At 73.8% G+C, this 23,668-nt stretch carries 20 protein-coding genes; 8 read left to right on the plus strand and 12 right to left on the minus strand.

Features of this window, described 5'->3' with window-relative positions:
- Positions 1-2: 2 nt before the first annotated feature.
- The 4 genes from GA0074696_RS26300 to GA0074696_RS26315 form a co-directional block, all read right to left on the minus strand.
- Complete coding sequence (locus GA0074696_RS26300; protein ID WP_088963561.1) at positions 3-962, minus strand: VWA domain-containing protein; 960 nt, start codon at positions 960-962, stop codon at positions 3-5.
- Positions 959-1,963 (minus strand): DUF58 domain-containing protein, encoded by a 1,005-nt coding sequence (locus GA0074696_RS26305; RefSeq protein WP_088963562.1) that lies wholly within the window; start codon positions 1,961-1,963, stop codon positions 959-961. The genes GA0074696_RS26300 and GA0074696_RS26305 overlap by 4 nt, the downstream gene beginning before the upstream one ends.
- Positions 1,960-3,009, minus strand: a complete 1,050-nt coding sequence (locus GA0074696_RS26310) for an AAA family ATPase (protein ID WP_088963563.1) — start codon at positions 3,007-3,009, stop codon at positions 1,960-1,962. Before GA0074696_RS26310 ends, GA0074696_RS26305 begins: the two co-directional genes overlap by 4 nt.
- Before the next feature lie 178 nt (positions 3,010-3,187).
- Positions 3,188-3,718 (minus strand): hypothetical protein, encoded by a 531-nt coding sequence (locus GA0074696_RS26315; RefSeq protein WP_088963564.1) that lies wholly within the window; start codon positions 3,716-3,718, stop codon positions 3,188-3,190.
- A 357-nt stretch (positions 3,719-4,075) separates the two neighbouring features.
- On the opposite strand from GA0074696_RS26315, the gene GA0074696_RS26320 reads away from it, so the two are divergent.
- Complete coding sequence (locus GA0074696_RS26320; RefSeq protein WP_407940625.1) at positions 4,076-5,050, plus strand: endonuclease/exonuclease/phosphatase family protein; 975 nt, start codon at positions 4,076-4,078, stop codon at positions 5,048-5,050.
- A gap of 43 nt (positions 5,051-5,093) precedes the next feature.
- Here GA0074696_RS26320 and cimA read toward each other — a convergent pair whose 3' ends face one another.
- Positions 5,094-6,677 (minus strand): citramalate synthase, encoded by a 1,584-nt coding sequence (gene cimA / locus GA0074696_RS26325; protein ID WP_088963566.1) that lies wholly within the window; start codon positions 6,675-6,677, stop codon positions 5,094-5,096.
- Between the two features lie 365 nt (positions 6,678-7,042).
- Between cimA and GA0074696_RS26330 the strand changes: the two genes are divergently transcribed.
- From GA0074696_RS26330 to GA0074696_RS26345, 4 genes are all read left to right on the plus strand, one after another.
- Positions 7,043-7,603 (plus strand): peroxiredoxin, encoded by a 561-nt coding sequence (locus GA0074696_RS26330; protein ID WP_088963567.1) that lies wholly within the window; start codon positions 7,043-7,045, stop codon positions 7,601-7,603.
- Between the two features lies 1 nt (position 7,604).
- On the plus strand, positions 7,605-8,135 hold the full coding sequence (locus GA0074696_RS26335) for a carboxymuconolactone decarboxylase family protein (protein ID WP_088963568.1): 531 nt from the start codon (positions 7,605-7,607) through the stop codon (positions 8,133-8,135).
- Positions 8,136-8,293: 158 nt separating this feature from the next.
- Complete coding sequence (locus tag GA0074696_RS26340; RefSeq protein ID WP_088963569.1) at positions 8,294-8,752, plus strand: PRC-barrel domain-containing protein; 459 nt, start codon at positions 8,294-8,296, stop codon at positions 8,750-8,752.
- 57 nt (positions 8,753-8,809) lie between these two features.
- Positions 8,810-9,550, plus strand: coding sequence for a tyrosine-protein phosphatase (locus GA0074696_RS26345; protein WP_269458694.1), 741 nt, complete (start codon positions 8,810-8,812; stop codon positions 9,548-9,550).
- A gap of 84 nt (positions 9,551-9,634) precedes the next feature.
- Here GA0074696_RS26345 and GA0074696_RS26350 read toward each other — a convergent pair whose 3' ends face one another.
- Positions 9,635-10,732 carry a branched-chain amino acid aminotransferase gene (locus GA0074696_RS26350; RefSeq protein WP_088963570.1) on the minus strand — a complete coding sequence of 366 codons (1,098 nt, stop codon included), beginning with the start codon at positions 10,730-10,732 and terminating at the stop codon, positions 9,635-9,637.
- 230 nt (positions 10,733-10,962) lie between these two features.
- Entirely contained in the window at positions 10,963-11,994 is a 1,032-nt protein-coding gene (locus GA0074696_RS26355; protein ID WP_088963571.1) for a 3-isopropylmalate dehydrogenase, read from the minus strand.
- A gap of 221 nt (positions 11,995-12,215) precedes the next feature.
- Here GA0074696_RS26355 and GA0074696_RS26360 point away from each other — a divergent pair, with 221 nt between their 5' ends.
- Positions 12,216-13,091 carry an FAD:protein FMN transferase gene (locus tag GA0074696_RS26360; RefSeq protein WP_088963572.1) on the plus strand — a complete coding sequence of 292 codons (876 nt, stop codon included), beginning with the start codon at positions 12,216-12,218 and terminating at the stop codon, positions 13,089-13,091.
- A gap of 359 nt (positions 13,092-13,450) precedes the next feature.
- Complete coding sequence (locus GA0074696_RS26365; RefSeq protein ID WP_088963573.1) at positions 13,451-13,807, plus strand: hypothetical protein; 357 nt, start codon at positions 13,451-13,453, stop codon at positions 13,805-13,807.
- 62 nt (positions 13,808-13,869) lie between these two features.
- Here the strand turns inward: GA0074696_RS26365 and serA are convergent, their stop codons facing one another.
- The gene (gene serA, locus GA0074696_RS26370; protein ID WP_088963574.1) at positions 13,870-15,468 is read right to left on the minus strand and encodes a phosphoglycerate dehydrogenase; all 1,599 of its coding nucleotides are present in this window, start codon (positions 15,466-15,468) and stop codon (positions 13,870-13,872) included.
- Positions 15,469-15,735: 267 nt separating this feature from the next.
- On the opposite strand from serA, the gene GA0074696_RS26375 reads away from it, so the two are divergent.
- Positions 15,736-17,277, plus strand: a complete 1,542-nt coding sequence (locus GA0074696_RS26375; RefSeq protein WP_088963575.1) for a tetratricopeptide repeat protein — start codon at positions 15,736-15,738, stop codon at positions 17,275-17,277.
- A 236-nt stretch (positions 17,278-17,513) separates the two neighbouring features.
- Here the strand turns inward: GA0074696_RS26375 and ilvC are convergent, their stop codons facing one another.
- The 4 genes from ilvC to GA0074696_RS26395 all read right to left on the minus strand — a co-directional run bounded on the left by ilvC (position 17,514) and on the right by GA0074696_RS26395 (position 23,660).
- Complete coding sequence (gene ilvC, locus GA0074696_RS26380) at positions 17,514-18,527, minus strand: ketol-acid reductoisomerase (RefSeq protein WP_088963576.1); 1,014 nt, start codon at positions 18,525-18,527, stop codon at positions 17,514-17,516.
- An 86-nt stretch (positions 18,528-18,613) separates the two neighbouring features.
- Entirely contained in the window at positions 18,614-19,129 is a 516-nt protein-coding gene (gene ilvN / locus GA0074696_RS26385; RefSeq protein WP_088963577.1) for an acetolactate synthase small subunit, read from the minus strand.
- Positions 19,130-19,188: 59 nt separating this feature from the next.
- Positions 19,189-21,072: an acetolactate synthase large subunit gene (locus GA0074696_RS26390; RefSeq protein WP_088963578.1), complete on the minus strand. Its 1,884-nt coding sequence runs from the start codon at positions 21,070-21,072 to the stop codon at positions 19,189-19,191.
- 236 nt (positions 21,073-21,308) lie between these two features.
- Positions 21,309-23,660: a putative bifunctional diguanylate cyclase/phosphodiesterase gene (locus GA0074696_RS26395; RefSeq protein ID WP_407940516.1), complete on the minus strand. Its 2,352-nt coding sequence runs from the start codon at positions 23,658-23,660 to the stop codon at positions 21,309-21,311.
- Between the last annotated feature and the right edge of the window lie 8 nt (positions 23,661-23,668).

The raw sequence follows: 23,668 nt of genomic DNA on the forward strand, positions 1-23,668 counted from the left end.
GCTCAGGGCAGGCGGGAGAACCACCGCATCGACCCGGCTGCGGCGCCCATCGCGAACACCAGCCCGAGGCCGATGAAGCGGGCGGAGATGTCCTGGCGTTCGGTGCGGTAGCCGACCGACGAGCCGATGTCCTCGTAGACCTTGCGCAGTTCCGCGCTGTTGCCCGCCTCGTGGAAGCCACCCCCGGTGTCCTCGGCCACCGCCTTGAGGGTCTGCCCGTCGACCGGCACCTGGATCGGCCGGCCGCCCCGGTCGACGAACCCGCCGGGGGTGCCGAAGGAGATGGTGTGCACCGGCACCTTGGCCGTCACCGCCGCCGCGGCGGCCTCCATCGGGTCCATGCCGGAGGTGTTCGCCCCGTCGGAGAGCAGGATGACCCGGGCCGGCGGTGGCTGCTTCGCCGCCGTGGCGTCCAGGCTCTTGACCGCGCCGAGCGAGGCGCTGATCGCCTCGCCGATCGCGGTGCCCTGCACCCCGGTGATGCCCTCGGCGAGCCGGTCGATCCCCTCGTGCAGCGCCTCCCGGTCGGTGCCGGGCGGCACCACCACCGCCGCGCTGCCGGCGAACGCGACCAGGCCGACGTTGAACTCGTCGGGCAGCCCGTCGACGAACCGCCGGGCCGCGTGCTTGGCGGCGGCGAGCCGGTCCGGTTCCACGTCGGTGGCGAGCATCGAGGTGGAGACGTCGACGGCGACCATGACGGTGGCCCGTTCGCGGGGCACCCGAACCTCGGCCGTCGGCCGGGCGAAGCCCACCACCAGCAGCGCCAGCATGGCCAGGAAGAGACCGGCCGGCACGTGCCGCCGCCAGGCCGGCCGGGTCGGCGCGACCCGGTCGAGCAGCCGGAGGTTGGTGAAGCGCACCGCGTACCGGCTGCGCCGGCGCTGGGCGAGCAGGTAGCCGCCGGCCAGCGCGAACACGCCGAGCAGCAGCAGGAGCCGGGCGGGCGACTGCCAGGTCACGCGACACCTCCCCGGGCGGCGGCCGGCGCGGCGGCCAGGCGGCGCTGCGCGTGCACGTGCCGTACCACGTCGGCGGTCCAGTCCCGGTCGGTGCGCAGCGGCAGGTGGGTGGCGCCGGAGCGGCGCAGCGCCCGGCGTACCTGCTCGCGCTGGGCGGCTGCCGCGCTGGCGTAGCGCCGGCGCAGCACCTCGTCGCCGGTCCAGACCTCCCGCCGCCGGCCGGTCTCCGGGCAGACGAGCGTGATCAGGCCGACGTCGGGCAGTTCCAGCTCGCGTGGGTCGGTGATCTCGACCGCGAGCACCTGGTGCCGGGCGGCGAGGCGGCGCAGCGCCGGCTCCCAACCGGCGGGCTCGTCGTGGTGCTCCGGCAGGCCGTCGAGGAAGTCGGAGACCACCACGACCAGGCCGCGCCGGGTGGCGACCCGCTGCACGGCCGCGAGCGCCTCCGCCAGGTCGGGTGGGTCGGGCGGTTCCGTCCGCTCGTCGTGGTCACCGGTACGCGGCGCGGCCAGCAGCGCGCGGAGCACGCCCAGCAGATGGGTACGGCCGCTGCGGGCCGGGAAGCGGCGCAGCCCGGTCGGGGTGAGCAGCTGCGCGCCGAGCCGGTTGCCGGTGCCGGCGGTGAGGAAGCCGATCGCCGCGACGGCGGCCACCGACAGCTCCCGCTTGTCCAGTTCGGCGGTGCCGAACTCCATGCTGGGGCTGGCGTCCACCAGCAGCCAGGTGCTCAGTTCCCGGTCGGCGTCGACCTCGCGGACGTGCGGCACGGTGGTGCGGGCGGTCACCGCCCAGTCCATCCGGCGCACCTCGTCCTCGCCGGGGCGGTACTCCCGGCTGCCGGCGATCTCGCTGCCCGGCCCGGGCAGCAGACCCCGGTGCTGGCCTTGGAGCAGCCCGTCCAGCCGACGGGTGACGGTCAGTTCCAGCCGGCGCAGCCGCTGGTCCCCGGCGAGGTCGGCCAGGCCCGGTCCGGCGGGCGCCGGCGCGGTGCGGCGCCTCATGCGGCAGCCAGGTCGCCGGCGTGCTCGGGCATCCCGGTGGCCAGCACGGGCGGGGGCACCGCCTGCACCAGCCGGTGCACCAGCGCCTCGGGCGAGACCCCGTCGGCCACCGCGTCGAAGGAGAGCACCAGCCGGTGGGCCAGCACGTCCACGGCGAGATCGCGGACGTCCTCCGGCAGCACGTACTCCCGGCCGCGCAGCAGCGCCTGGGCGCGGGCCGCGGCGACCAGGCCGAGGGTGGCCCGGGGGCTCGCCCCGTACGCCAGCATCGGGGCGATCTCCGGCAGCCCGAAGCGGCCCGGGTCGCGGGTGGCGAGGATGAGGCGGACGACGTACTCGGCGAGCGCGTGGTGCACGAAGACGTGCTCGGCACGCAGTTGCAGCGCGCGCAGCCGGCCCGGGTCGAGCACCTGGTGGGCGCGGGGCCGGTCGGTGCTCATCCGGTAGAGGATGGCCAGCTCGTCGGCGTCGCTCGGGTAGTCCACGACGATCTTCATGAGGAACCGGTCGCGCTGCGCCTCGGGGAGCTGGTAGACCCCCTCGGACTCGATCGGGTTCTGGGTCGCGAGCACCAGGAACGGCACCGGCACCGGCCAGCTCCGACCACCGATGGAGACCTGCCGCTCGGCCATCGCCTCCAGCAGGGCGGACTGCACCTTGGCCGGGGCCCGGTTGATCTCGTCGGCCAGCACCAGGTTGGCCATGATCGGGCCCAGCTCGACGTCGAAGCTCTCCTTCGACGCCCGGTAGATGCGGGTGCCGACGATGTCGGAGGGGACCAGGTCGGGGGTGAACTGGATCCGGGAGAAGGTGCCGCCGACGACGGTGGCGAGGGTGTGCGCGGCGAGGGTCTTCGCCACGCCGGGTACGCCCTCCAGCAGGCAGTGCCCGTCGGCGATCAGTGCGGTGAGCAGGCGCTCGACGAGCCGATCCTGCCCGACGATCACGCGTCTGACCTCGAAGAGGGTCTGTTCCAGCTCGGTGGCCGCCGCGTCGGGATCGGCCGGGCTGGGCAGGCTGGCCAGGGTGTCCGAGATGTCCGTCACGGTGCTTGCTTCCCGGGGTACCGGGCGGGCAAACGTCGGAATATCACCCCCTGGCAGGCCCTTTCCCACCCGGAGCGGGACGAGCCGCCCGTTACGGCGCCGGCGGGCGAGGACGGCGCGTTCCACACCAGACGGTGCCGACCCCCCGGGTGGGGACCGGCACCGCCTCGGGTGTCGCTCAGTTGGCTACGACCAGGTGGAACGGGCGGTCGGCGGCCGTACCACCGGAGGTCCGGGTCTGGACGAAGACCGCGTTGGGGGTCAGGTAGCGCGGCGCGACCGCGACCTCGCCACTGGGCGGGACGTTGTTCGGGTCGTTCGTGCCGATGGTCGCCACGTGCGCCTTCAGCACGACGTTGTAGTCGAGCAGCACCTGGTACCGGCCCGGGCCGTACTTGGTGGTGGACACGACGTTGGCGGAGTGCTGGAGCAGCGTGCCGTTGGCGGCGACGACGGCGAAGGCGACGGCGCCGGCTCCGGGCGGGGCGGCCAGCGTGGCGCCCTGCCGCAGCGCCGCCTTGGCCGCACGCGCCTCGGCGGCCGAGACCGGCGGTTGGGTGTTGCCGCCGGGCTGCCGGACGCCGGGCTGACCGACCTCGGCCGCGGCCCTGCTCGTCGGCTGGGCGGCGGCGATTCCCCCGCCGGCCAGGGTCAGCGCCAGGACACCGAGCGTCACCGCCGCCGCCTTGCGCCTGAAGAATGTGGTCATGACAGGTCTCCCCTTTTCTGACCGTGGTGATACGGCCGACCCGCATTTACGACGGGCCGGTTGATTGTTGCGGACGAGCCGGGTTGACGAAAGCAATACACTTTCGACCGCACCTGAAACGTTGGCACTTCAACGGTTCATACCCGGCTTGAGCTGGGGTTACTACGTGCATTGTGGCGCCACAACCACGAGGAAGGTAGCACCGGAAAAAGCCGAGCGTCAATAGTCGATCAAGCCGTTGCGCATTCATTCCGGATGATTGCCGTAATTGCGAGAGGCGAGGGCTGCACCATTCATGAAACGGGTCGGGGGCCTTGCGGCGCGGGCGTGAGCGCTAGTCTGACGTTCATGATCACCATGGAGCTGCCGGCCCGGACCCGGCCGCCGGTACGCGCCCTGCTCTGCTGGCTGGCCGTGGTGCCCGGTGCCGCCTGGGCGCTGGTCCGCCTCGCCGGGCTGGAGCGCGGGCCGTTGGTGCAGGCGCTCGCCTTCACCCCGTACGTCGCGGGCTGGAGCCTGGTCGCGCTGGTGCTGGCGCTCGCCCTGCGGCGCCGCGGGCCGGCGGTGGCCGCGGCGGTGGTGGCGCTGGCGCTGTTCGGCGCGGTGGCCCCCCGGGCGGTCGCCGCCGACCAGCCGGCGGCCGGCGGGCCGGTGCTGCGGGTGCTCACCGCCAACCTGCTCAAGGGCGGCGCCGACGCGCGGACGCTGGTGGACCTGGTGCGCCGGCACCGGGTGGACGTGCTGGCCGTGCAGGAGTTCACCCCCGAGGCCCGCGACGCGCTCGACCGGCAGGGCCTGAGCGGGCTGCTGCCCCACCGGCAGCTCAACCCGGAGGTGGGCACCACCGGCTCCGCCCTCTACTCGCGGCTCCCGCTCGCCGAGGGTGGCTTCCGGCGCAACGCCGGCTTCCTGTTCACCCAGGCGTACGCCATCGTGGCGGTGCCGGGGGCGCCCCCGGTGCGGGTCGAGTCGGCGCACCCGGCCGCGCCCTACGCGGTCGGCGTGGTCGACGAGTGGTTCACCGACCTGCGGGCGCAGCCCCCGGCCACCCCGGACGGGCCGCTGCGCATCCTCGCCGGCGACTTCAACGCCACCCTCGACCACGCCCCGCTGCGCGCGCTGCTGGCCACCGGGTACGTCGACGCGGCCGACGCCGCCGGGGCGGGGTTCGCCGGCACCTGGGGCCCGTACGACGGCGACCTCATCCCACCGGTCACCATCGACCACGTGCTGGTCGACCGGCGGATCGCCGTCCGGTCCGTCGCCGTGCACCCGGTGCCCGGCAGCGACCACCGCGCGGTGCTGGCCGAGCTGCGCCTGCCGACGGCCTGACCCCGGCGGGCCCCGACCCGGCCCGGCCGGGCCGACAGGCGGCTCAGACCCGGGCGCGGTCCAGGCCGTAGGTGAGCGCGTCGACCAGGGCGTGCCAGCTCGCCTCGACCACGTTGGGGTGCACGCCGACGGTGGTCCAGTCACGGCCGCTGCCGTCGGCGGTCTCGACCAGCACCCGGGTCACCGCGCCGGTGCCGTGGCTGCCCTCCAGGATGCGCACCTTGTAGTCGGCCAGCTCGAAGTCGCGCAGCTCCGGGTAGTGCCGGGACAGGCCGACCCGCAGCGCCTCGTCGAGGGCGTTGATCGGGCCGTTCCCCTCGGCGGTGGCGATCACCCGCTCGCCGCGTACCCGGATCTTCACGGTCGCCTCGGAGACCACCGCGCCGTCCTCGCGGTGCTCGACCAGCACCCGGTAGGACTCCAGCGCGAACGGCCGGGGCGGCGCGGCGTCCGGCAGCTCCGAGCGGACCAGCAGCTCGAACGACGCGTCGGCCGCCTCGAACGACCAGCCGCTCGCCTCCAGCTCCTTGACCCGGCTGGTGACCTTCGACAGCGCCTCGGGATGGCCGGCCAGGTCCAGGCCCAGCTCGCGGCTCTTGAGCTCGACGCTGGCCCGGCCGGCCATCTCGGTCACCAGGATCCGCATGTCGTTGCCCACCACCGACGGGTCCACGTGGTTGTAGAGCAACGGGTCTACCTTGATCGCGCTCGCGTGCAGCCCGGCCTTGTGGGCGAAGGCGGCGGCCCCGGCGTACGCCTGGTGGGTGTCGGGGGCGATGTTGGCGATCTCGGCGATGGCGTGCGCGACCCGCACCATCTGCTCCAGGCAGCCCTCGGGTAGGACGGGCAGCCCGAGCTTGAGCTGGAGGTTGGCGACGACCGCGAAGATGTCGGCGTTGCCGGGGCGTTCGCCGTACCCGTTGGCGGTGCCCTGGACGTGGCGGACCCCGGCCTCGACGGCGGCGACGGTGTTGGCCACCGCGCAGGCGGTGTCGTTCTGGGCGTGCATGCCGAACAGCTCCGGGGCGATGCCGGTGCGCGCGGTCAGGTCGGCGATCGCGGCGGTCACCATGGACGGCAGCATCCCGCCGTTGGTGTCGCAGAGCACGAACCGCTCGGCGCCGGCGGCGAGCGCGGTCTCCACCACCGCGGCGCCGTACGCCGGGTCGTGCCGGTAGCCGTCGAAGAAGTGCTCGCCGTCGACGAAGACCCGCCGGCCCTCGGCGACCAGGTGGGCGACGGTGTCGCGGATCATCGCCAGGTTCTCCGGGCCGGTGGTGCGCAGCGCCCGCTCGACGTGGCGCAGGTCGGCCTTGGCGACCAGGGCCACCGCCGGGGTCTCGGCGTCGAGCAGCCCGCGCACCTGCGGGTCGGCCGCCACCGGCACCCCGGCCCGGCGGGTGGCGCCGAAGGCGACCAGGACGGCGTGCCGCAGGTCCAGCTCGGTCCGCGCCCGGCGGAAGAACTCGGTGTCCTTCGGCACCGCGCCCGGCCACCCGCCCTCGATGAAGCCCACCCCGAACTCGTCGAGCAGCCGCGCCACGGCCAGCTTGTCGACCACCGAGTAGCTGAGCCCCTCACGCTGGGCACCGTCGCGCAGCGTCGTGTCGTACACCTGGAACGTCATGGAGTGCCTTCCTCACGGACCTCGGGCGGGGGAGCAACAAAAAGACCCCCCGCGGATGCGGGAGGTCTGCGCGCTCGGCGGAGGGGAAGCCGGCGCGCTAGCTGCCAATAATCAGGACGGTGCTGGTCACGATCGCCACTCTGCCACCCCACCCCCGGTTTTGGGAGGAACAATCCACATACCGGGACGGTGACTCTGGGTGGCCGATACCCGATCAATCACCACGACCGGGGCGGAACGCGCCGCTCGTGATCGACTTCACAAGTCACCCGGCCGCCACCAGGCGGAAACAACGCTGCGGAAGTATCTGGAACCGATCCAGTTACCGGCCTCACGCCGTTGACAACCGCTGCCAAGGAGGACCCGTGCTCACTGTCGGTGACCGCTTCCCTGAGTACGAACTCACCGCCTGCGTCTCGCTGGACGCCGACAAGGCGTTCGAGACCATCAACCACAAGTCCTACGAGGGCAAGTGGCGGGTGGTCTTCTTCTGGCCGAAGGACTTCACCTTCATCTGCCCGACGGAGATCGCTGAGTTCGGCCGCCTCAACGGCGAGTTCGCCGACCGCGACGCCCAGGTGCTCGGCGTCTCGGTGGACAACGAGTTCGTCCACTACGCCTGGCGCAAGGACCACCCGGACCTGCGCGAGCTGCCCTTCCCGATGCTCAGCGACATCAAGCGCGAGCTGACCGCCGCCTGCGGCGTGCTCGGCGAGGACGGCGTGGCGCAGCGGGCCACCTTCATCGTCGACCCGGACAACGAGATCCAGTTCGCCATGGTCACCGCCGGCTCGGTCGGCCGCAACGTCTCCGAGGTGCTGCGGGTGCTCGACGCCCTGCAGACCGACGAGCTCTGCCCGTGCAACTGGAACAAGGGCGGCGAGACCCTGGACGCCAACGCGCTGCTCGCCGGCGCCGGTGCCTGAGATGGGTCTGGACGCGGTCAAGGCGGCTCTGCCCGAGTACGCCAAGGACATCAAGCTCAACCTCGGCTCGACCGTCGGCACCTCGACCCTCAAGCCGGAGCAGGCCTGGGGCACCGCCCTGGCCTGCGCGGTCGCGGCGCGCAACCCGGTCGTGCTGAAGGAGATCGCCGACGAGGCGACCGCCCACCTCACGCCGCAGGCGATCGAGGCCGCCAAGGGCGCCGCCACCATCATGGCGATGAACAACGTCTACTACCGCGCCAAGCACCTGATCGGCGACGACCTGTACGCCTCGATGCCGGCCCGGCTGCGGATGCAGATCATCGCCCGGCCGGGCGTCGACAAGGGCGACTTCGAGCTGTGGTGCCTCGCCGTCTCGGCGATCACCGGCTGCGGCGTCTGCCTGGAGTCGCACGAGAAGGCGCTGCGTGGCGCCGGGTTCACCCGGGAGCAGGTCCACGAGGGGCTGCGCATCGCCGCCGTCGTGCACGCCGCCGCGGTGGCCCTCGACGCGCAGGCCGCCCTGGTCTGACCCGGACGGCCGGACGGGCCGGTGCCGCATCTTGCGGTGCCGGCCCGTCGTCGTTTTCGGTCACGGGGTGTGAAGGCGGGCGACCCGGGTACCTGATTCCGGACAGGGGAGCACGTTCTCTCCGATACGACTAACACAGTCGAGGCAGGAGTCATCTCATGGACAGGCTCGACCCGCACACCACGCACGGCACCACCGAACCGATGATCGACGGCGGCCAGGGCGCCGTCGCCGGCGGCGCTCCCGCCGGCGCGTTCAGCCCGTGGAGCTACCGCGACGAGGCCGCGGTGGCCGACGCCGACCTGGTTGGCTACAAGGTCGAGGCCACCGACGGCGGCATCGGCAAGATCGACAGCGCGAGTCACGAGGTCGGCGGCAGCTACCTGGTCGTCGACACCGGGCCGTGGATCTTCGGCAAGAAGGTCATGCTGCCGGCCGGCACGGTCAACCAGGTCGCCCACGACGACCGCAAGGTCTACGTCGACCGCAGCAAGGACCAGATCAAGGCCGCGCCGGAGTACGACGAGACCAGCCACAGCGACCCGGCCTACCGGGACAAGCTGGGCGGCTACTACGACGACAGCTACGGCAACCTGCCCCCGGGCACCGCGCGGTAAGCAGATCGAACACGACGGCCGGTGGGGCGACGCCCCACCGGCCGTTACCGTGTCAAGGTGGACGCCATCGAGGTCAACCGCAGCATCCCCTTCTCCGCCATGTTCAACTTCCGCGACGTCGGCGGCTACCCCGGCCACGACGGCCGCACCGTGCGCTGGGGCCGGCTCTACCGCTCCGACTCACCGCACCGGCTCGACGGGGCCGACCGGGACGCCTTCGTCGCCCTCGGCATCCGGACCGTGATCGACCTGCGGCGACCGTCCGAGGTGGAACGGGACGGCCGGGTGCCGGAGCTGGACGGGCTCACCTACCGGCACATCCACCCCGAGCACGCGGACTGGGCGCAGCGCCGGTATGAGCCGGGGTCCGACCTGGCCCGCTACCTCGCCGACCGGTACGCCGACCTCGCCCAGACCGGCACCGCCGGGCTGGCCGAAGCGGTCGGGCTGATCGCCGACAGCGCGACCGCGCCGGTGGTCGTGCACTGCGTGGCCGGCAAGGACCGCACCGGTATCGTCTGCGCGCTCACCCTCTCGGTGCTCGGCGTGAGCGACGCCGACATCGTCGTGGACTACGCGCTGAGCAGCGAGGCGTCGGCCCGGTTCAGCGCCTGGCTGGCGGCCACCGCCCCGCAGACCGAGGAACCGCCCCCGCCGTTTCTGGCCTCGCCGGCCGAGGCGATGGCGCTCTTCCTGACCGAGCTGCGGCAGGGGCACGGCTCGGTGGAGGGCTACCTGCGCCACGCCGGAGTGACCGACGACCAGCTCGCCGCCCTCCGCGACCACCTGCTGGACTAGCCGGCGTCCCGCACGGGCCACCCGCGATGCCCGACCGCCGGCCGCGCCGCAGGACGGCGGCGGGCCGGCGGTCGGTACGAGTGGTCAGAGGACGCGCTGCACCCAGCCGTGCGGGTCCTCGGCCTCGCCGCGCTGGATCGACACGAGCTGCTCGCGCAGCGCCATGGTCGACCGGCCCGGCTCGCCCCCGCCGATGAGGAACTCCCCGTCGGGGAAGCGCACCCGGCCGATCGGGGTGACCACCGCGGCGGTGCCGCAGGCGAAGACCTCACGCAGCCGACCGCTGGCGGCGTCCGCCTGCCAGTCGGCGAAGCTGACCGGCCGCTCCTCGACCCGGTGCCCGGCCGCGGCGGCCAGGGTGAGCACCGCGTCGCGGGTGATGCCGGGCAGGATCGTGCCGGTCAGCGGCGGGGTGACCAGGGTGTTGTCGTCGTAGACGAAGAAGACGTTCATGCCGCCCAGCTCGTCGACGAACCGGCGCTCCACCGCGTCGAGGAAGACCACCTGGTCGCAGCCCGCCTCGATCGCCTCGGCCTGGGCGGCCAGCGAGGCGGCGTAGTTGCCGCCGCACTTCGCCGCGCCGGTGCCACCGGGCGCCGCACGGGTGTAGTCCGGGGAGACCCAGACGGTGACCGGCTTGACCCCGCCGGCGAAGTACGCCCCGGCCGGTGAGGCGATCACGCAGTAGAGGTACTCGTTGGCCGGGCGGACGCCGAGGAAGACCTCGCTGGCGAACATGAAGGGCCGCAGGTAGAGGCTGGCGTCCGGCCCGTCCGGGATCCACTCCCGGTCGATCTCGACCAGCCGGCGCAGCGACTCGACGAACGTCTCCGCCGGCAGCTCCGGCATGGCCAGCCGCTGGGCGGAGGCGATGAACCGGTTGGCGTTGGCCTCGGGGCGGAACATGGTGACCGCCCCGTCCGCCGTCCGGTACGCCTTGAGCCCTTCGAAGATCTCCTGCGCGTAGTGCAGCACGGCGCTGGCCGGATCCATCGGGATCGGCGCGCGCGCCTCGACCCGGGCGTCGTACCAGCCCTTGCCCTCGGCGTAGCGGATGGTGACCATGTGGTCGGTGAAGACCCGGCCGAAGCCCGGGTTGGCCAGCAGGGCGGCCCGGTCGGCGGCGGATACCGGTGCGGGATTCGGACGGATCTCGAAATCGAGCTTGTCACCACCGCTCATCGCGCTGACCTCCCTGCGGGTCGACGGCGTGCGGGATCGCACACCGAATCACTGGTGCCAGAAACTTACCCCGAACGGTCGTTCAGCGGATAGCTCCGCCCCGGCGGATCGAACGCCCCGGATGGGGCGCCGCGGGGGCCTGCGGAGCGGCGACGACGGCGGGGCCGAGAGGGCCCGCCCCGGGTCCGGCGGACCCGAGAGGCGGACCGGTGGAGCGTGCCGGCGGCCGGTCAGGCCACGGCGTGGGCGGCGAGCCGGTCGCCGACCTCCTCGGTGCGCAGCGGTATGCCCGGGGTGCGGTTGGCCAGCTCCACGGCGACCGCGGCGGTCACCCGCGCGGCGGCATCGGCGTGGCCGAGCTGGTCGAGCAGGAGCGCGGCGGAGAGCACCGCGGCAACCGGGTCGGCGAGCCCCTTGCCGGCGATGTCCGGCGCCGAGCCGTGTACCGGCTCGAACATCGACGGGTACGTCCCGTCGGGGTTGATGCTGCCGCTGGCGGCGAGCCCGATCCCGCCGGTGACGGCGGCGGCGATGTCGGTGAGGATGTCGCCGAAGAGGTTGTCGGTGACCACCACGTCGTAGCGCTGGGGCTGGGTGACCAGGAACATCGCGGCGGCGTCGACGTGCTGGTACTCGGTGGTCACGTCCGGGTGCTCGGCGGCCACGGCCGCGAAGGCGCGCGCCCACAGCGAACCGGCGTGGGTCAGCACGTTGGTCTTGTGCACCAGGGTGACCTTGCGGCGCTCGCGCCGGGCGGCCCGGGCGAAGGCGTCCCGGACGACCCGCTCGACCCCGTGCCGGGTGTTCAGGCTCTCCTCGGTGGCCACCTCGGCCGGGGTGTCCCGGTGCAGCACGCCGCCGGCGCCCGCGTAGAGCCCCTCGGTGCCCTCCCGGACGACCACCAGATCGACCTCGCCGGGCTTGACGTTGGCCAGCGGACCCGGCACGCCGGGCCAGAGCCGCGACGGGCGCAGGTTGACGTACTGGTCGAAGGCGAAGCGGAGCTTCAGCAGCAGGCCACGCTCCAGCACGCCCGGCGGTACCGAGGGGTCGCCGACGGCGCCGAGCAGGATGGCGTCGTGGTCGGCCAGCTCGGTCAGCACCGCGTCGGGCAGCACCTCGCCGGTGCGGTGGTACCGCGCCGCGCCGAGGTCGTAGCGGGTGGTCTCGATCCCGGGATGCACGGCGTCGAGGACCTTGAGGGCCTGCGCGACCACCTCGGGTCCGATACCGTCCCCGGCCACCACCGCGATCCGTGCCACCTGGCGCTCCTCATCTCGTCGTTCTCGTGCACGGTACGTCGCCGTCCCGCCTCCCGGTACGCGTCTTCCAACATTCGGGACATGCGGATGCTCAGGAGGCTCCCAGGTGACATTCATGGTGCGGTCATGTCCGCTGCCTATGGTCGATGACGAACGGGTCACGGGGGCCCGTGACGGGATTCGCCGCGGTGGCGCGGCGCCGTCGGCGAAGGAGCGGTGTCATGCGGATCGACCAGCGGTACCGACCGGCCGGGACGAACGAGCAGCCCCGCACCCGGTGGGTGGACCAGGCGGCGTTCACCCGGCGCCGGCCGGACCTGCGGCTGGGCACCAGCAGCCACCGGGTCGACCGGACCGGCGAGGCCGCCGTCGACCGGATCGCCGTCCGGTACACCGTAGGCACCAGCACCGCCGAGTACTCGCTCCTGCTCAACGCCCCCGAGCACGTCGGGCGCCGGCTGGTCGGGGACGCGCTGCGGGACGCCGTCGCCGAACTGCGGGCCATCGACCTCACCTACGGCCCCGGCCGGCCGGACAGCCTGGTCTCCCGGCTGCGTCGCGGCGAGATCGCGCCCGAGTCGTACCCGCCGCTGGCGGACCTGGTGGACCGCTGCGCGGCGATGCGCGCCGCCACCGACGGCTGGTTCGACGCCTGGGCCGTACCCGGCGGTTTCGATCCCGGCGGCCTGCTCAACGGCTGGGCGGTGGAGCGGGCGGCGGCCCGGCTGCGTGCCGCCGGCATTCACGACTACGCCGTGCTCTCCGGCGCGGACCTCACCGTGCGGGGTCACGCCGCGCACGGCGGGCCCTGGCGGGTCGCGGTGCACCACCCGACCGACGGGCGTCGCGCGCCGCTGGTGTTGGAGATGACGGCCGGCGCGGTGGGCACCTCCGGGGTGACGGGCCGCCGGGACCACGTGGTCGACCCGCACACCGGCGAACCCGCCGACCAGCTCGTCGCCGCCACCGTCGTCGGGCCCGACCTGGCGGTGGCGGACGCCTACGCCACCGCGCTGTACGCGGCCGGCCCGACCGGGCTCGCCTGGTTCCGCAACGGCTCGGGATATCAGGCGCTCTTCGCCCACCAGCGTCGCTGAGCGCGGCGGGGGCACGTCGGCCGACCGGTGGAGGGGGTCCACGGTGGCGCGGTCGGCTGGCCCGCGATCGGCCCCCACGGTCTCGGCAACGACCGTGGGGGCCGGTCAGCGACGAGTGCGCGTGGCTCGCGCAATCGAGGGGTACGGACCGGTCGGCCGGAACGCCTGACCTCGTCACCCGAAGACGGGCCGAACGCTCCACTCGGCCGGCGACCGCACCGGTACGCTAGCGAATCGACGCAACTCGACGCAAGAGTCTCCACAGCGGACCGTCTTGGACGGACTTCCCGTCACACTCGGAGTCGCTCGTCGGCGGGTCCGCTGCAGGAAGGTGAACGGCGGATGGCACGCTGTCCGCCGTGAGTTTCGATCTGAGCGTGTGGGCCCTGCCTGCCGGGGCCACCCCGGAGGACGTCCGGGCGGCGGTGCGGCGGTGCCGCGAGGGACGCCACGATGACCGGCACCCCGACCCACGGGTCGTCGGCTTCTACCGGGCCATCACCGCCAGCTACCCGGATCGGCACGCCGGGCCGGGTACGCCGTGGGAGGTCGCACCGCTGCACGCGGCCAACGACCACATCGAGCTGAACCTCGTCCCGACCTGCGAGGACCAGGTGCTGCTCGACATCGAGCGGCTGGCCGGCCAGCACGACCTGATGCTCTTCGACGCCCAGGACGGCTCGGTCTATCCGCCGCCGTCCCGCGTCGCGGGCTGACCCGCCGTACGGCGAGGGGCCCGGCCGAGACGGCCGGGCCCCCTGCGTCGTGCCTACGGGTACTACTCGTCGCGCAGGTCGGCGGCGCTGGCCGAGGTCGCGCCGATCGAGTCGGCCGCCGAGGTGAGCAGGTCCGCCCCGAGCGCCTGGTCGACGGTGAGGGTCATCAGCGTCTCGCCGCCGGCCTCCCGACGGGCCACCTGCATGGCGGCGATGTTGACGCCGGCCTCGCCGAGCAGGGTGCCGACGGTGCCGACCACGCCGGGCCGGTCGACGTAGCGCAGGAAGAGCAGGATGCCCTCCGCGCCGATCTCCACGTCGAAACCGTCCACCTCGGTCAGCTTGATGACGTCGCGAGTGCCGGTGTTGGTGACGGTGCCGGAGACGCTGACCGTACGGCCGTCGGGCAGCGCGCCGCGGACGGTGACCAGGTTGGGGTGGTCGACCGTCTCGGCCTGCGTCGCGAGGGTCACCTCGACGCCCCGCTCGGCGGCCAGGTGCGGCGCGTTGACGTAGGTGACCTGCTCCTCGACCACCGAGCTGAACAGCCCCTTGGTGGCGGCGAGCTTGAGGACCGACACGTCGTGGTTGACGATCTCGCCGCGCACCTCGACGGTGACGCTGGCGGCCACCCCGCCGGCGACGGCGGTGAAGGCCCGGCCCAGCTTCTCGGCCAGCGGCAGCAGCGGGCGGACGTCCTCGGCGACCACGCCGCCGGCCTGCACGTTGACCGCGTCCGGCACGAACTCGCCCTGCAGCGCCAGCTTGACGCTCTTCGCCACGGCCAGCCCGGCCTTGTCCTGCGCCTCGTGGGTGGAGGCGCCCAGGTGCGGGGTGGCCACCACGTTGTCGAAGGCGAACAGCGGCGAGGAGGTGCAGGGCTCCTTGGCGTACACGTCGACGCCGGCGCCGGCGACCCGGCCCTCGGCGATCGCGTCGGCCAGGGCCTGCTCGTCGACCAGGCCGCCGCGGGCGGCGTTGACGATCCGGACGCCGGGCTTGACGACCCCCAGCTCCTTCTCACCGATCAGGCCCACGGTCTCCGGGGTCTTCGGCAGGTGGATGGAGATGAAGTCGCTCTCCCGCAGCAGCTCCTCCAGGCCCACCAGGCGGACGCCGAGCTGGGCGGCCCGGGCCGGCTGGATGTAGGGGTCGTACGCGATGAGCCGGGTGCCGAAGGCGGCGATGCGCTGGGCGAAGAGCACGCCGATGCGGCCCAGGCCGACCACGCCGACGGTCTTGCCCTGCAGCTCGACGCCGGTGTACTTGGACCGCTTCCACTCCCCCGCCTTGAGGGCGGCGCTGGCCGCGGCGGTGTTGCGCGCGACGGCGAGCAGCAGCGCGACGGCCTGCTCGGCGGCGGAGACGATGTTGGAGGTGGGAGCGTTGACGACCATGACGCCCCGCGCGGTGGCGGCCGGCACCTCGACGTTGTCCAGCCCGACGCCGGCCCGGGCGACCACCTTGAGCCGCGGCGCGGCCGCGATCGCCTCGGCGTCGATCTGGGTGGCGCTGCGCACGATCACCGCGTCGGCCTCGGAGAGCGCGGAGAGCAGGGCCGGGCGATCGGTGCCGTCGACGTGGCGTACGTCGAAGTCGTGGGCGAGCACCTCGATGGCGGCGGGGGCGAGTTCTTCGGCGATCAGTACGACAGGATTCATCGGTCCTCGTAGAGGTCGTATGCGGTCGGCCCGGGGCGTCGGGACGCCGCGCTGCGCCCTGCGCTGATCCGAGCCATGGCCGTGTGGGTGCCGGCTACGCACCTACCAGGGATCGTAGGTGGCCCGATGCCCGACGTGTCCCGGACGGCGGGGTGAGGGCCCTCACACAGCGTCGTCGCACGCCCGTCATCCCGCGTTCACCCGCTGCCCCGGTGGCACGGCCCGGATACAACGGAGCGCAGCACCTTCACGGGGAGGGAGCCGGCCGTGTCGCCCACCGTCCGCATCGCCCTGCTGCGCCGGCTGGCCCGGCGGGCCCCGCTCCGGTTTGGCCCGCCGCTGGCCGAGGCGTTGGTCACCCGGTCCCAGCACGTGGGCAGCCTGCCGAGCGCCACCGCCACCGCCCGGCGCACGGCCGCCGCTGACGAGGCGGTGGCGCTCTACCGCCGGCTGGATGAGCAGCAGCCCGGCCGGCACCGCACCGGCCTCGCCCGGGCCCTGGTCGCGCAGGCCGCCGTCCCGGACGACCGCACCGCGGCGTCGGCCGCCGCGCAGTGCCGGGAGGCGATCGGGTACGTCGAGGACACCACCGACCGCGCCGCGCTGCTCGTGCTCGCCGAGGCCCGCCGGCTGGCGGCCGTGCACCTGCACACCTGCGGCGCGGTACGCGAGGCGCTGCCGCTGGCGTTGGGCGCCCGGACGATCTGGCGGCGGATCGGCCCCCGGGGCGCCGATGAGCGGGTGCGCTCGGCGTTGACGCTGGGCGTGATCGGGGACTGCCAGGCGACGCTGGGCCGGCAGGAGGAGGCGCTGGCCGTCCGGCGGGAGGCGATGGCGCGGCACCGGGCGCTGCCCCTGGTGCGCCGGGCCCGGTACGCCCCGGCCGGCCACCTGCTGGCGATCGGGTTGGCCGAGTCGCTGGTCGCGGCGGGACGGCACGCCGAGGCGTCAGAGCTGGTCTCCGAGGTCCGTACCGAGCTGGCATCGCCGCTCTGGCTCCGGCTGCACCCGCCGTCCCGGCCGCGACTGGCCCGGGTGCTGAGCCTGCTGGCGTGCTGTCAGGACGCCCTGGGCGACCCCGGCCAGGCCCGCCGGACCGCCGAGGAGGCGGTCGCCCACTGGCGGGCGACGGTGGCGGCCGGCCCGCGCGGCCGACCGGGTGGGTTGGCCGACGCGCTGCTCACCCTCGCGGCGCTGCTCGCCCGGGCGGGCCGGCGGGACGAGGCGGCCGACCGGCTCACCGAGGCGGTCGAGCTGGCCCGCGACGTCGACGACGAGGTGCTCGTCCGGGCCCTGCTCGACCTGGCGGAGCTGCGGATCGCCGCCGGCGAACTCCCGTCGGCCGGCGCGCCGGTCGCGGAGGCGGTCGCGGTCTGCCGGGCGTACTCCGAGGAGCTGCCGGAGGTGTGGTGGCCCCGGCTGGTCCGCGCCCTGGCGGCGACCCGCGCGGTGGCGGAGGCGGAGGCGGGCCTGCCCGCCGGCCGGGAGGCGGTGGCGCTGGCCCGGAAGCTGGCCGGGGCCGACGTCCGGTATCGCGAGCTGCTCGCCGACTCCCTCGCGGAGCTGGGCCGGGCGGTCGAGGCCGTCGGGGACCCGCTCGGCGCGAGCGACCTGCTGCGGGAGGGGGTGGCGGTCCGCCGCGACCTGTTCGCCGTGGACCCCGACGCCCACCGGCTGCCGCTGGCCCGGGCGTTGGGCGACCTCGCCGGCACGCTGACCCGGCTCGGCCGCCAGCACGAGGCGGACCGGACGGCCGCTGAGGCGGAGGCGGTGCGCTTCGCCCGACCCGGATCGGGTGCCTCCGCGTGAGACCGCACGCAGTGTGACGGCCGCCGACGCGGACATGCGGTGCGGCGACCCCTGGGGAGCCCGGTGTGGGCGACCGCCGGGGGGTGGCTGCGCAGCCCGGCGGGACGGCAGGTCGTGCGCGGCGCCCTGACGTCGGTCCGACCGCCTGGGAGCCAACGCGGCCCGCGACCCGACGCCGGGGAGAGCGTCGGGTCGCGGGCCGCGTCGCGGTGGCCCCGCCGGGGCGGGACCGCGCGTCAGGCGGTCTCGGTGATGGGCCGGTCGACCCAGCTCATCATGGCGCGCAGCTTCTGCCCGGTCTCCTCGATCGGGTGGGCCGCGCCCTCGGCCCGCCACTTGGCGAAGTTCGGCCGGCCGGCCTCGTCCTCGGCCACCCACTCGCGGGCGAACTCGCCGGACTGGATCTCACCGAGGATCTTGCGCATCTCGTCCTTGACCCGGGAGTCGATGACCCGGGGGCCACGGGAGAGGTCGCCGTACTCGGCGGTGTCGGAGACGCTGTAGCGCATCCGGGCGATGCCGCCCTCGTACATCAGGTCGACGATCAGCTTCAGCTCGTGCAGGCACTCGAAGTAGGCCACCTCGGGGGCGTAGCCGGCCTCGGTGAGCACCTCGAAACCGGTCTGCACCAGCGCCGCCGCACCGCCGCAGAGCACCGCCTGCTCGCCGAAGAGGTCGGTCTCGGTCTCCTCGGTGAAGGTGGTCCGGATCGCGCCGGCCCGGGTGCCGCCGATGCCCTTGGCGTACGACAGGGCGAGCTGGAACGCGGTGCCGCTGGCGTCCTGCTCGACGGCGACCAGGCAGGGCACGCCCTTGCCGTCGACGTACTGGCGGCGGACCAGGTGACCGGGGCCCTTCGGGGCGACCATCGCCACGTCCACGTCGGCCGGCGGCTTGATCAGGTCGTACCGGATGTTGAAGCCGTGGCCGAAGAAGAGCGCCTTGCCGGGGGCGAGGTTGGGGGCGATCGCCTCGGCGTACAGGCCGCGCTGCGCGGTGTCCGGCGCCAGGATCATGATGACGTCCGCCTCGGCGGCCGCCTCGGCCGGCGTGAGCACCCGCAGGCCCTGCTCCTCGGCCTTCGGCCGGCTCTTCGAGCCCGCCGGCAGGCCGATCACCACGTCGACGCCGGAGTCGCGCAGCGACAGCGCGTGGGCGTGGCCCTGGCTGCCGTACCCGATCACCGCGACCTTGCGGCCCTGGATCAGGCCCAGGTCGGCGTCGTCGTCGTAGTACACCTCAACGCTCATTGACTTCCCTTTCGTACGGCGGTCCGAGCGGCCCGTCGTGGACTTGTGCGGTGGTTCGGGCGGCGCGGAGCGCCGGCGAGGTCAGGTCAGGCGGCGCGCAGCGCGGGCCCGGCGGTGATGGAGCGCGAGCCGCGCCCGATCGCCACCGTGCCGGACTGGACCATCTCCTTGATGCCGAACGGTTCGAGGTCGCGCAGCAGCGCGTCCAGCTTGTCGGGGGTGCCGGTGGCCTCGATGGTCAGCGTGTCCGGCGCGACGTCGACCACCCGGGCCCGGAACAGGTTGACCGTCTCCAGCACCTGCGCCCGGGCGTTGCGGTCCGCGCGGACCTTGACCAGCAGCAGCTCCCGGGCCACCGAGACCTGCGGGTCCAGCTCCACGATCTTCAGTACGTTGACCAGCTTGTTGAGCTGCTTGGTGACCTGCTCCAACGGGGACGACTCGGCGTTGACCACGATGGTGATCCGGGAGACGTCCGGGTTCTCGGTCTCGCCCACGGCGAGGCTGTCGATGTTGAACCCGCGCCGGGAGAACAGGCCGGAGACCCGGGCCAGGACACCCGGCTTGTTCTCCACCAGGACCGAAAGGGTGTGCAGAGTCATCGTGCCTCCTTTGTCATGCCCTCATGGCCCTCGCTGCGCTCGGTGCATTCGGTCATGACCTAGATCTCGTCTTCGTCGAAGGCCGGGCGGACGCCACGGGCGAACATGATCTCGTCGTTGCTGGTGCCGGCGGCCACCATCGGCCAGACCATCGCGTCCTTGCCGACCACGAAGTCGATCACGACGGGCGCGTCGGTGATCGCCATCGCCGCCTCGATCGTCTTGTCGACGTCCTCGGCGGTCTCGCAGCGCAGGCCGACGCAGCCGAGCGCCTCGGCGAGCTTGACGAAGTCCGGGATGCGGTGCTTGTGGGTGCCCAGCTCGGTGTTGGAGTACCGCTCACCGTAGAAGAGGGTCTGCCACTGCCGGACCATGCCGAGGTTGCCGTTGTTGATCACGGCGACCTTGATCGGGATGCCCTCCAGCGCGCAGGTGGCCAGCTCCTGGTTGGTCATCTGGAAGCAGCCGTCGCCGTCCACCGCCCAGACCACCGTGTCCGGCCGGCCCACCTTGGCGCCCATCGCCGCCGGCACGGCGTACCCCATGGTGCCGAGGCCGCCGGAGTTGAGCCAGCTGCCCGGCTTCTCGTACGAGATGAACTGGCTGGCCCACATCTGGTGCTGGCCCACACCGGCCACGTAGACCGCGTCCGGGCCGGCGATCTCGCCCAGCCGCTTGATCACGTACTGCGGGGAGAGGGTGCCGTCGGACGGCTCCTCGTACCCCAGCGGGTAGCGCTCGCGCAGGTCGTCCAGCTGGGTCCACCAGTCGCCGAGGTCGGGCCGGCGGCCCGCGTTGCGCTCGGTGGCGACCGCGGCGACCAGCTCGTCGATGACGTGCTTGGCGTCGCCGACGATCGGCACGTCCGCGTGCCGGTTCTTGCCGATCTCGGCGGGGTCGATGTCGGCGTGCACGACGGTGGCGTCCGGGGCGAACGAGTCGAGCTGGCCGGTGACCCGGTCGTCGAAGCGCGCGCCGAGCGCCACGATCAGGTCGGCCTTCTGCAGGCCGTAGACCGCGGCGACGGTGCCGTGCATGCCCGGCATGCCCAGGTGCTGGCGGTGCGAGTCGGGGAACGCCCCCAGCGCCATCAGCGTGGTGACCACCGGGATGCCGGTCTGCTCGGCCAGCTTGCGCAGGCCCTCGGTGGCGCCGGCCTTGAGCACGCCGCCGCCGACGTAGAGCACCGGACGGCGGGCGCTGGTCATCAGCCGGGCCGCCTCGCGGATCTGCTTGCCGTGCGGGTGCAGGGTCGGCCGGTAGCCGGGCAGGTCCAGGGTGGGCGGCCAACTGAAGGTGGTCGCCGCCTGCAGGACGTCCTTGGGGATGTCGACCAGCACCGGCCCGGGCCGCCCGGTGGAGGCCAGGTGGAAGGCCTCGGCCAGCACCTGCGGGATCTCCTCCGGAGTCTGGACCAGGAAGTTGTGCTTGGTGATCGGCAGCGTGATGCCCTGGATGTCCGCCTCCTGGAAGGCGTCCGTACCGATCGAGGGCCGCGCGACCTGACCGGTGATCGCGACCATCGGCACCGAGTCCATGTACGCGTCGGCGATCGGGGTGACCAGGTTGGTCGCGCCCGGGCCGGAGGTGGCGATGCAGACGCCGACCCGGCCGGTGGCCTGCGCGTACCCGGTGGCGGCGTGGCCGGCGCCCTGCTCGTGGCGGACCAGGATGTGGCGCACGGTCGAGTCGTAGAGCGGGTCGTACGCGGGCAGGATCGCCCCGCCGGGGATGCCGAAGACGACGTCGACGCCGAGCGCCTCGAGGGACCGCACGAGCGAGCCGGCCCCGGAGACCTGGGCCGGGGCGGGCTGCCGTACGGCCGGGGTGGCCGCGGCGGCCCCGCGCGGCGCGGGGGTGTGGTCGGCGTCGCCGGCCGGCTCGGTGGCCGTGCGGGCCCGCCGGGCGGAGTGGGCGAGTGTCTCTGGCGTGGGTCTCGTCATGGCGGTTCAGGCCTTCGGCTGGAGGGTGGAGGCTCTTTCGACACGTGCGACGCGGGCGGGGCCCGCCCGGTGGAGTCCGACGGCAATAAAAACGGCCCTCGTGCAGATGCACGGGGCCAGCGCACTCTCGGTGAGGGAGAGTGCGCTCAGGTAAGTACTCGCTGCGACGGGATCAACGACATGTGGACCAGCCTGACGCATCTCACGCGATGAGTCAACTGATCCCACATGTTGGTTCACGAACGGGGGACACCGTCTCCCGTCGTGGGCTTGGCGACCGGTCCGACCTGCGCGGATCCCGTCCCACCGACGCGCGGCGCGGGCACCGTCCGCCCACCGGCGAACGGCGTGGCCGGCAGCGGCCCCGGGCGGGCGCCGGGCGAGGTGGCGGCGTCCAGCATCGCCTCCAGGTGCTCGGCCGGCACGCCCCAGCCGAAGAGCGCGCCCTGGCCGAACCGGCAGCCGGCGGCGACCACCGCGGCCAGCTCCGTCGGCGTGGTGACGCCCTCGGCGATCACCTCCAGCCCGAGCTGGTGCCCGAGGCGCATCACGATGTCGACCATCGGGGCGAAGGCCGGCCCGTCGGTGTCCACCGGGCGGACCGGCTCGTGCTCGGCGACCAGGCTGTGGTCGATCTTGAGGATGTCGATCGGCAGCCGGCGCAGCTGCCCGAGGGACGAGTAGCCCGCGCCGAAGTCGTCCAGCGCGATCCGCACCCCGGTGCGTCGCAGCGCGGTCAGCCGCCGGATCAGCTCGTCGAGGTCGGTGGCGACGGCGTGCTCGGTGACCTCCAGCACCAGCCGCTGCGGCGGCACGTGGTGGGCGCGCAGCGCCTCGGCCACCTGGACGACGTACTCCGGGGCGTGCAGCTCGCGCGGCGAGACGTTGACCGAGACCCAGACGTCGTGGCCGTCGGCCAGCCAGCGGGAGAGCTGCCAGCAGGCCTGGTGCAGCACCCAGGCGCCCAGCTTGGCGATCATCCCGCACTCCTCGGCGAGCGGGATGAACTCGTCGGGGCGGACGTTGCCCAGCTCCGGGTGGTGCCAGCGCAGCAGCGCCTCGGCGCCGACCGGGCGGACCGAGGGCAGCGAGGCGACCGGCTGGAAGACCAGCCGCAGCTCGTCGCGCTCGATCGCGCCGCGCATCTCGTGCTCCAGCCGGGTCCGCCGCAGCAGCAGCTGGTCGTGCGTGCCGTCGTAGCGCTCGATGCGGTTCTTGCCGCGCTGCTTGGCGTAGCGCAGGGCCAGGTCGGCGTGGCGCAGCAGGGCCACCGAGTCGGCGTCGCCGCACTGGCCGGCCACCCCGATGCTCACCGAGAGGAAGACCGGCCCGCCCGACTGCTCGTACGCCCGGCCGAGCACCCCGAGCAGCCGCTCGGCGACCACGTCGGCGTCGGCCGGCCGGCCGCGCATCAGCACGGCGAACTCGTCGCCGCCGAGCCGGGCGGCCAGGTCGCCGGGGCGCAGGTTGCCCCTCAGCCGCCGGCCCACCTCGGCCAGCACCATGTCGCCGACGTCGTGGCCGCGCATGTCGTTGACGTTCTTGAAGCCGTCCAGGTCGAGCCCGAGCAGCACGCAGCCGACGCCCTCGTCGGCGCAGCGTTGCAGCTCCCGCAGCAGGCCCCGCCGGTTGGCCAGCCCGGTCAGCGGGTCGGTGTGGGCCAGCTCGCGGAAGTGCTTCTCGCGCTCGGCCAGCCGGCCGGCGTATCCACGCATGTCGTTGAGGGTGAGGTACTGCCGGGCCACCAGCGCGAACCCCTCGACGCTGCCGGCGACGATGGCGAGCGCGTCGAAGCGCCCGCCCTGGGCCAGGTGGTACATCGCCGAGGCCGCCATCGCGAACATCGGGACGAAGGCGTACGCGCCGTCCCGGCGGATCAGGTCGACGTCGACCTGCCCCGGCGCCTCGACCCGGTACACCGCCAGCGCGACCGCCAGCAGGCCCACGGCGAGCAGCCCGGCGCTGGTCAGGGTCATTCCCGGGCCGCCCTGGCAGACCCCGGCGGCCACGCCCAGCCCGCCGGCGGCGTTGCCGGTGATGCCGGCGCCGAGCAGCCCGAACCGGCCGCGGGGCCCAGCGGCGCGCAGCAGCACGGTCAGGGTCACCCCGACGGTGAGCGCGGTGTTGACCGTGGCCAGCAGGATCGCCGGGCAGGCCACCGGGGTGGCGGAGCCGAGCAGCCGGGTGGGCGCGGAGAAGAGCACCCAGCCGACGAACCAGAGGGCGGTCGCGACGATCAGCGCGTCCAGCAGCAGCCGGGCGGTCGCCGGCCGGGACACCACCACTCCCGGCAGGCGGAGCAGCCCGGCGGCGGCGGCCAGGCCGCTCAGCGTCACCGCGACGGAGATCAGGACGGGCCACCCGGTGAGCCGGGCCGGGTGCGGCGGGTGGTGCGGGTCACCGAGCACCAGGCCCACCCCGAGCAGCAGGCCGACCAGGGCGAACCCGCCGGCGGCGGCCAGCAGCGCGTACGGCCGGCGGTCCGGGCCGCTGCGCCGCCGGACCGACCCGACGAGCAGCACGGTGGCGGTCACGGCGACCAGGGCGCCGGGGAGCGCGACGGCGACCATGCCCGGGGGGAAACGCACGTCCTCAA

It is taken from the genome of Micromonospora purpureochromogenes (assembly GCF_900091515.1).
GTDB lineage: Bacteria > Actinomycetota > Actinomycetes > Mycobacteriales > Micromonosporaceae > Micromonospora > Micromonospora purpureochromogenes.

What these genes read in the sequence shown, in the direction of transcription:
- GA0074696_RS26305 (WP_088963562.1), bottom strand. Translation starts at nt 1,963, where the DNA reads ATGAGGCGCCGCACCGCGCCGGCGCCCGCCGGACCGGGCCTGGCCGAC.
- ilvN (WP_088963577.1), bottom strand. Translation starts at nt 19,129, where the DNA reads ATGACTCTGCACACCCTTTCGGTCCTGGTGGAGAACAAGCCGGGTGTC.
- GA0074696_RS26390 (WP_088963578.1), bottom strand. Translation starts at nt 21,072, where the DNA reads ATGACGAGACCCACGCCAGAGACACTCGCCCACTCCGCCCGGCGGGCC.
- GA0074696_RS26340 (WP_088963569.1), top strand. Translation starts at nt 8,294, where the DNA reads ATGGACAGGCTCGACCCGCACACCACGCACGGCACCACCGAACCGATG.
- GA0074696_RS26350 (WP_088963570.1), bottom strand. Translation starts at nt 10,732, where the DNA reads ATGAGCGGTGGTGACAAGCTCGATTTCGAGATCCGTCCGAATCCCGCA.
- serA (WP_088963574.1), bottom strand. Translation starts at nt 15,468, where the DNA reads ATGAATCCTGTCGTACTGATCGCCGAAGAACTCGCCCCCGCCGCCATC.
- GA0074696_RS26320 (WP_407940625.1), top strand. Translation starts at nt 4,076, where the DNA reads ATGGAGCTGCCGGCCCGGACCCGGCCGCCGGTACGCGCCCTGCTCTGC.
- GA0074696_RS26335 (WP_088963568.1), top strand. Translation starts at nt 7,605, where the DNA reads ATGGGTCTGGACGCGGTCAAGGCGGCTCTGCCCGAGTACGCCAAGGAC.
- GA0074696_RS26360 (WP_088963572.1), top strand. Translation starts at nt 12,216, where the DNA reads ATGCGGATCGACCAGCGGTACCGACCGGCCGGGACGAACGAGCAGCCC.
- GA0074696_RS26315 (WP_088963564.1), bottom strand. Translation starts at nt 3,718, where the DNA reads ATGACCACATTCTTCAGGCGCAAGGCGGCGGCGGTGACGCTCGGTGTC.
- ilvC (WP_088963576.1), bottom strand. Translation starts at nt 18,527, where the DNA reads ATGAGCGTTGAGGTGTACTACGACGACGACGCCGACCTGGGCCTGATC.
- cimA (WP_088963566.1), bottom strand. Translation starts at nt 6,677, where the DNA reads ATGACGTTCCAGGTGTACGACACGACGCTGCGCGACGGTGCCCAGCGT.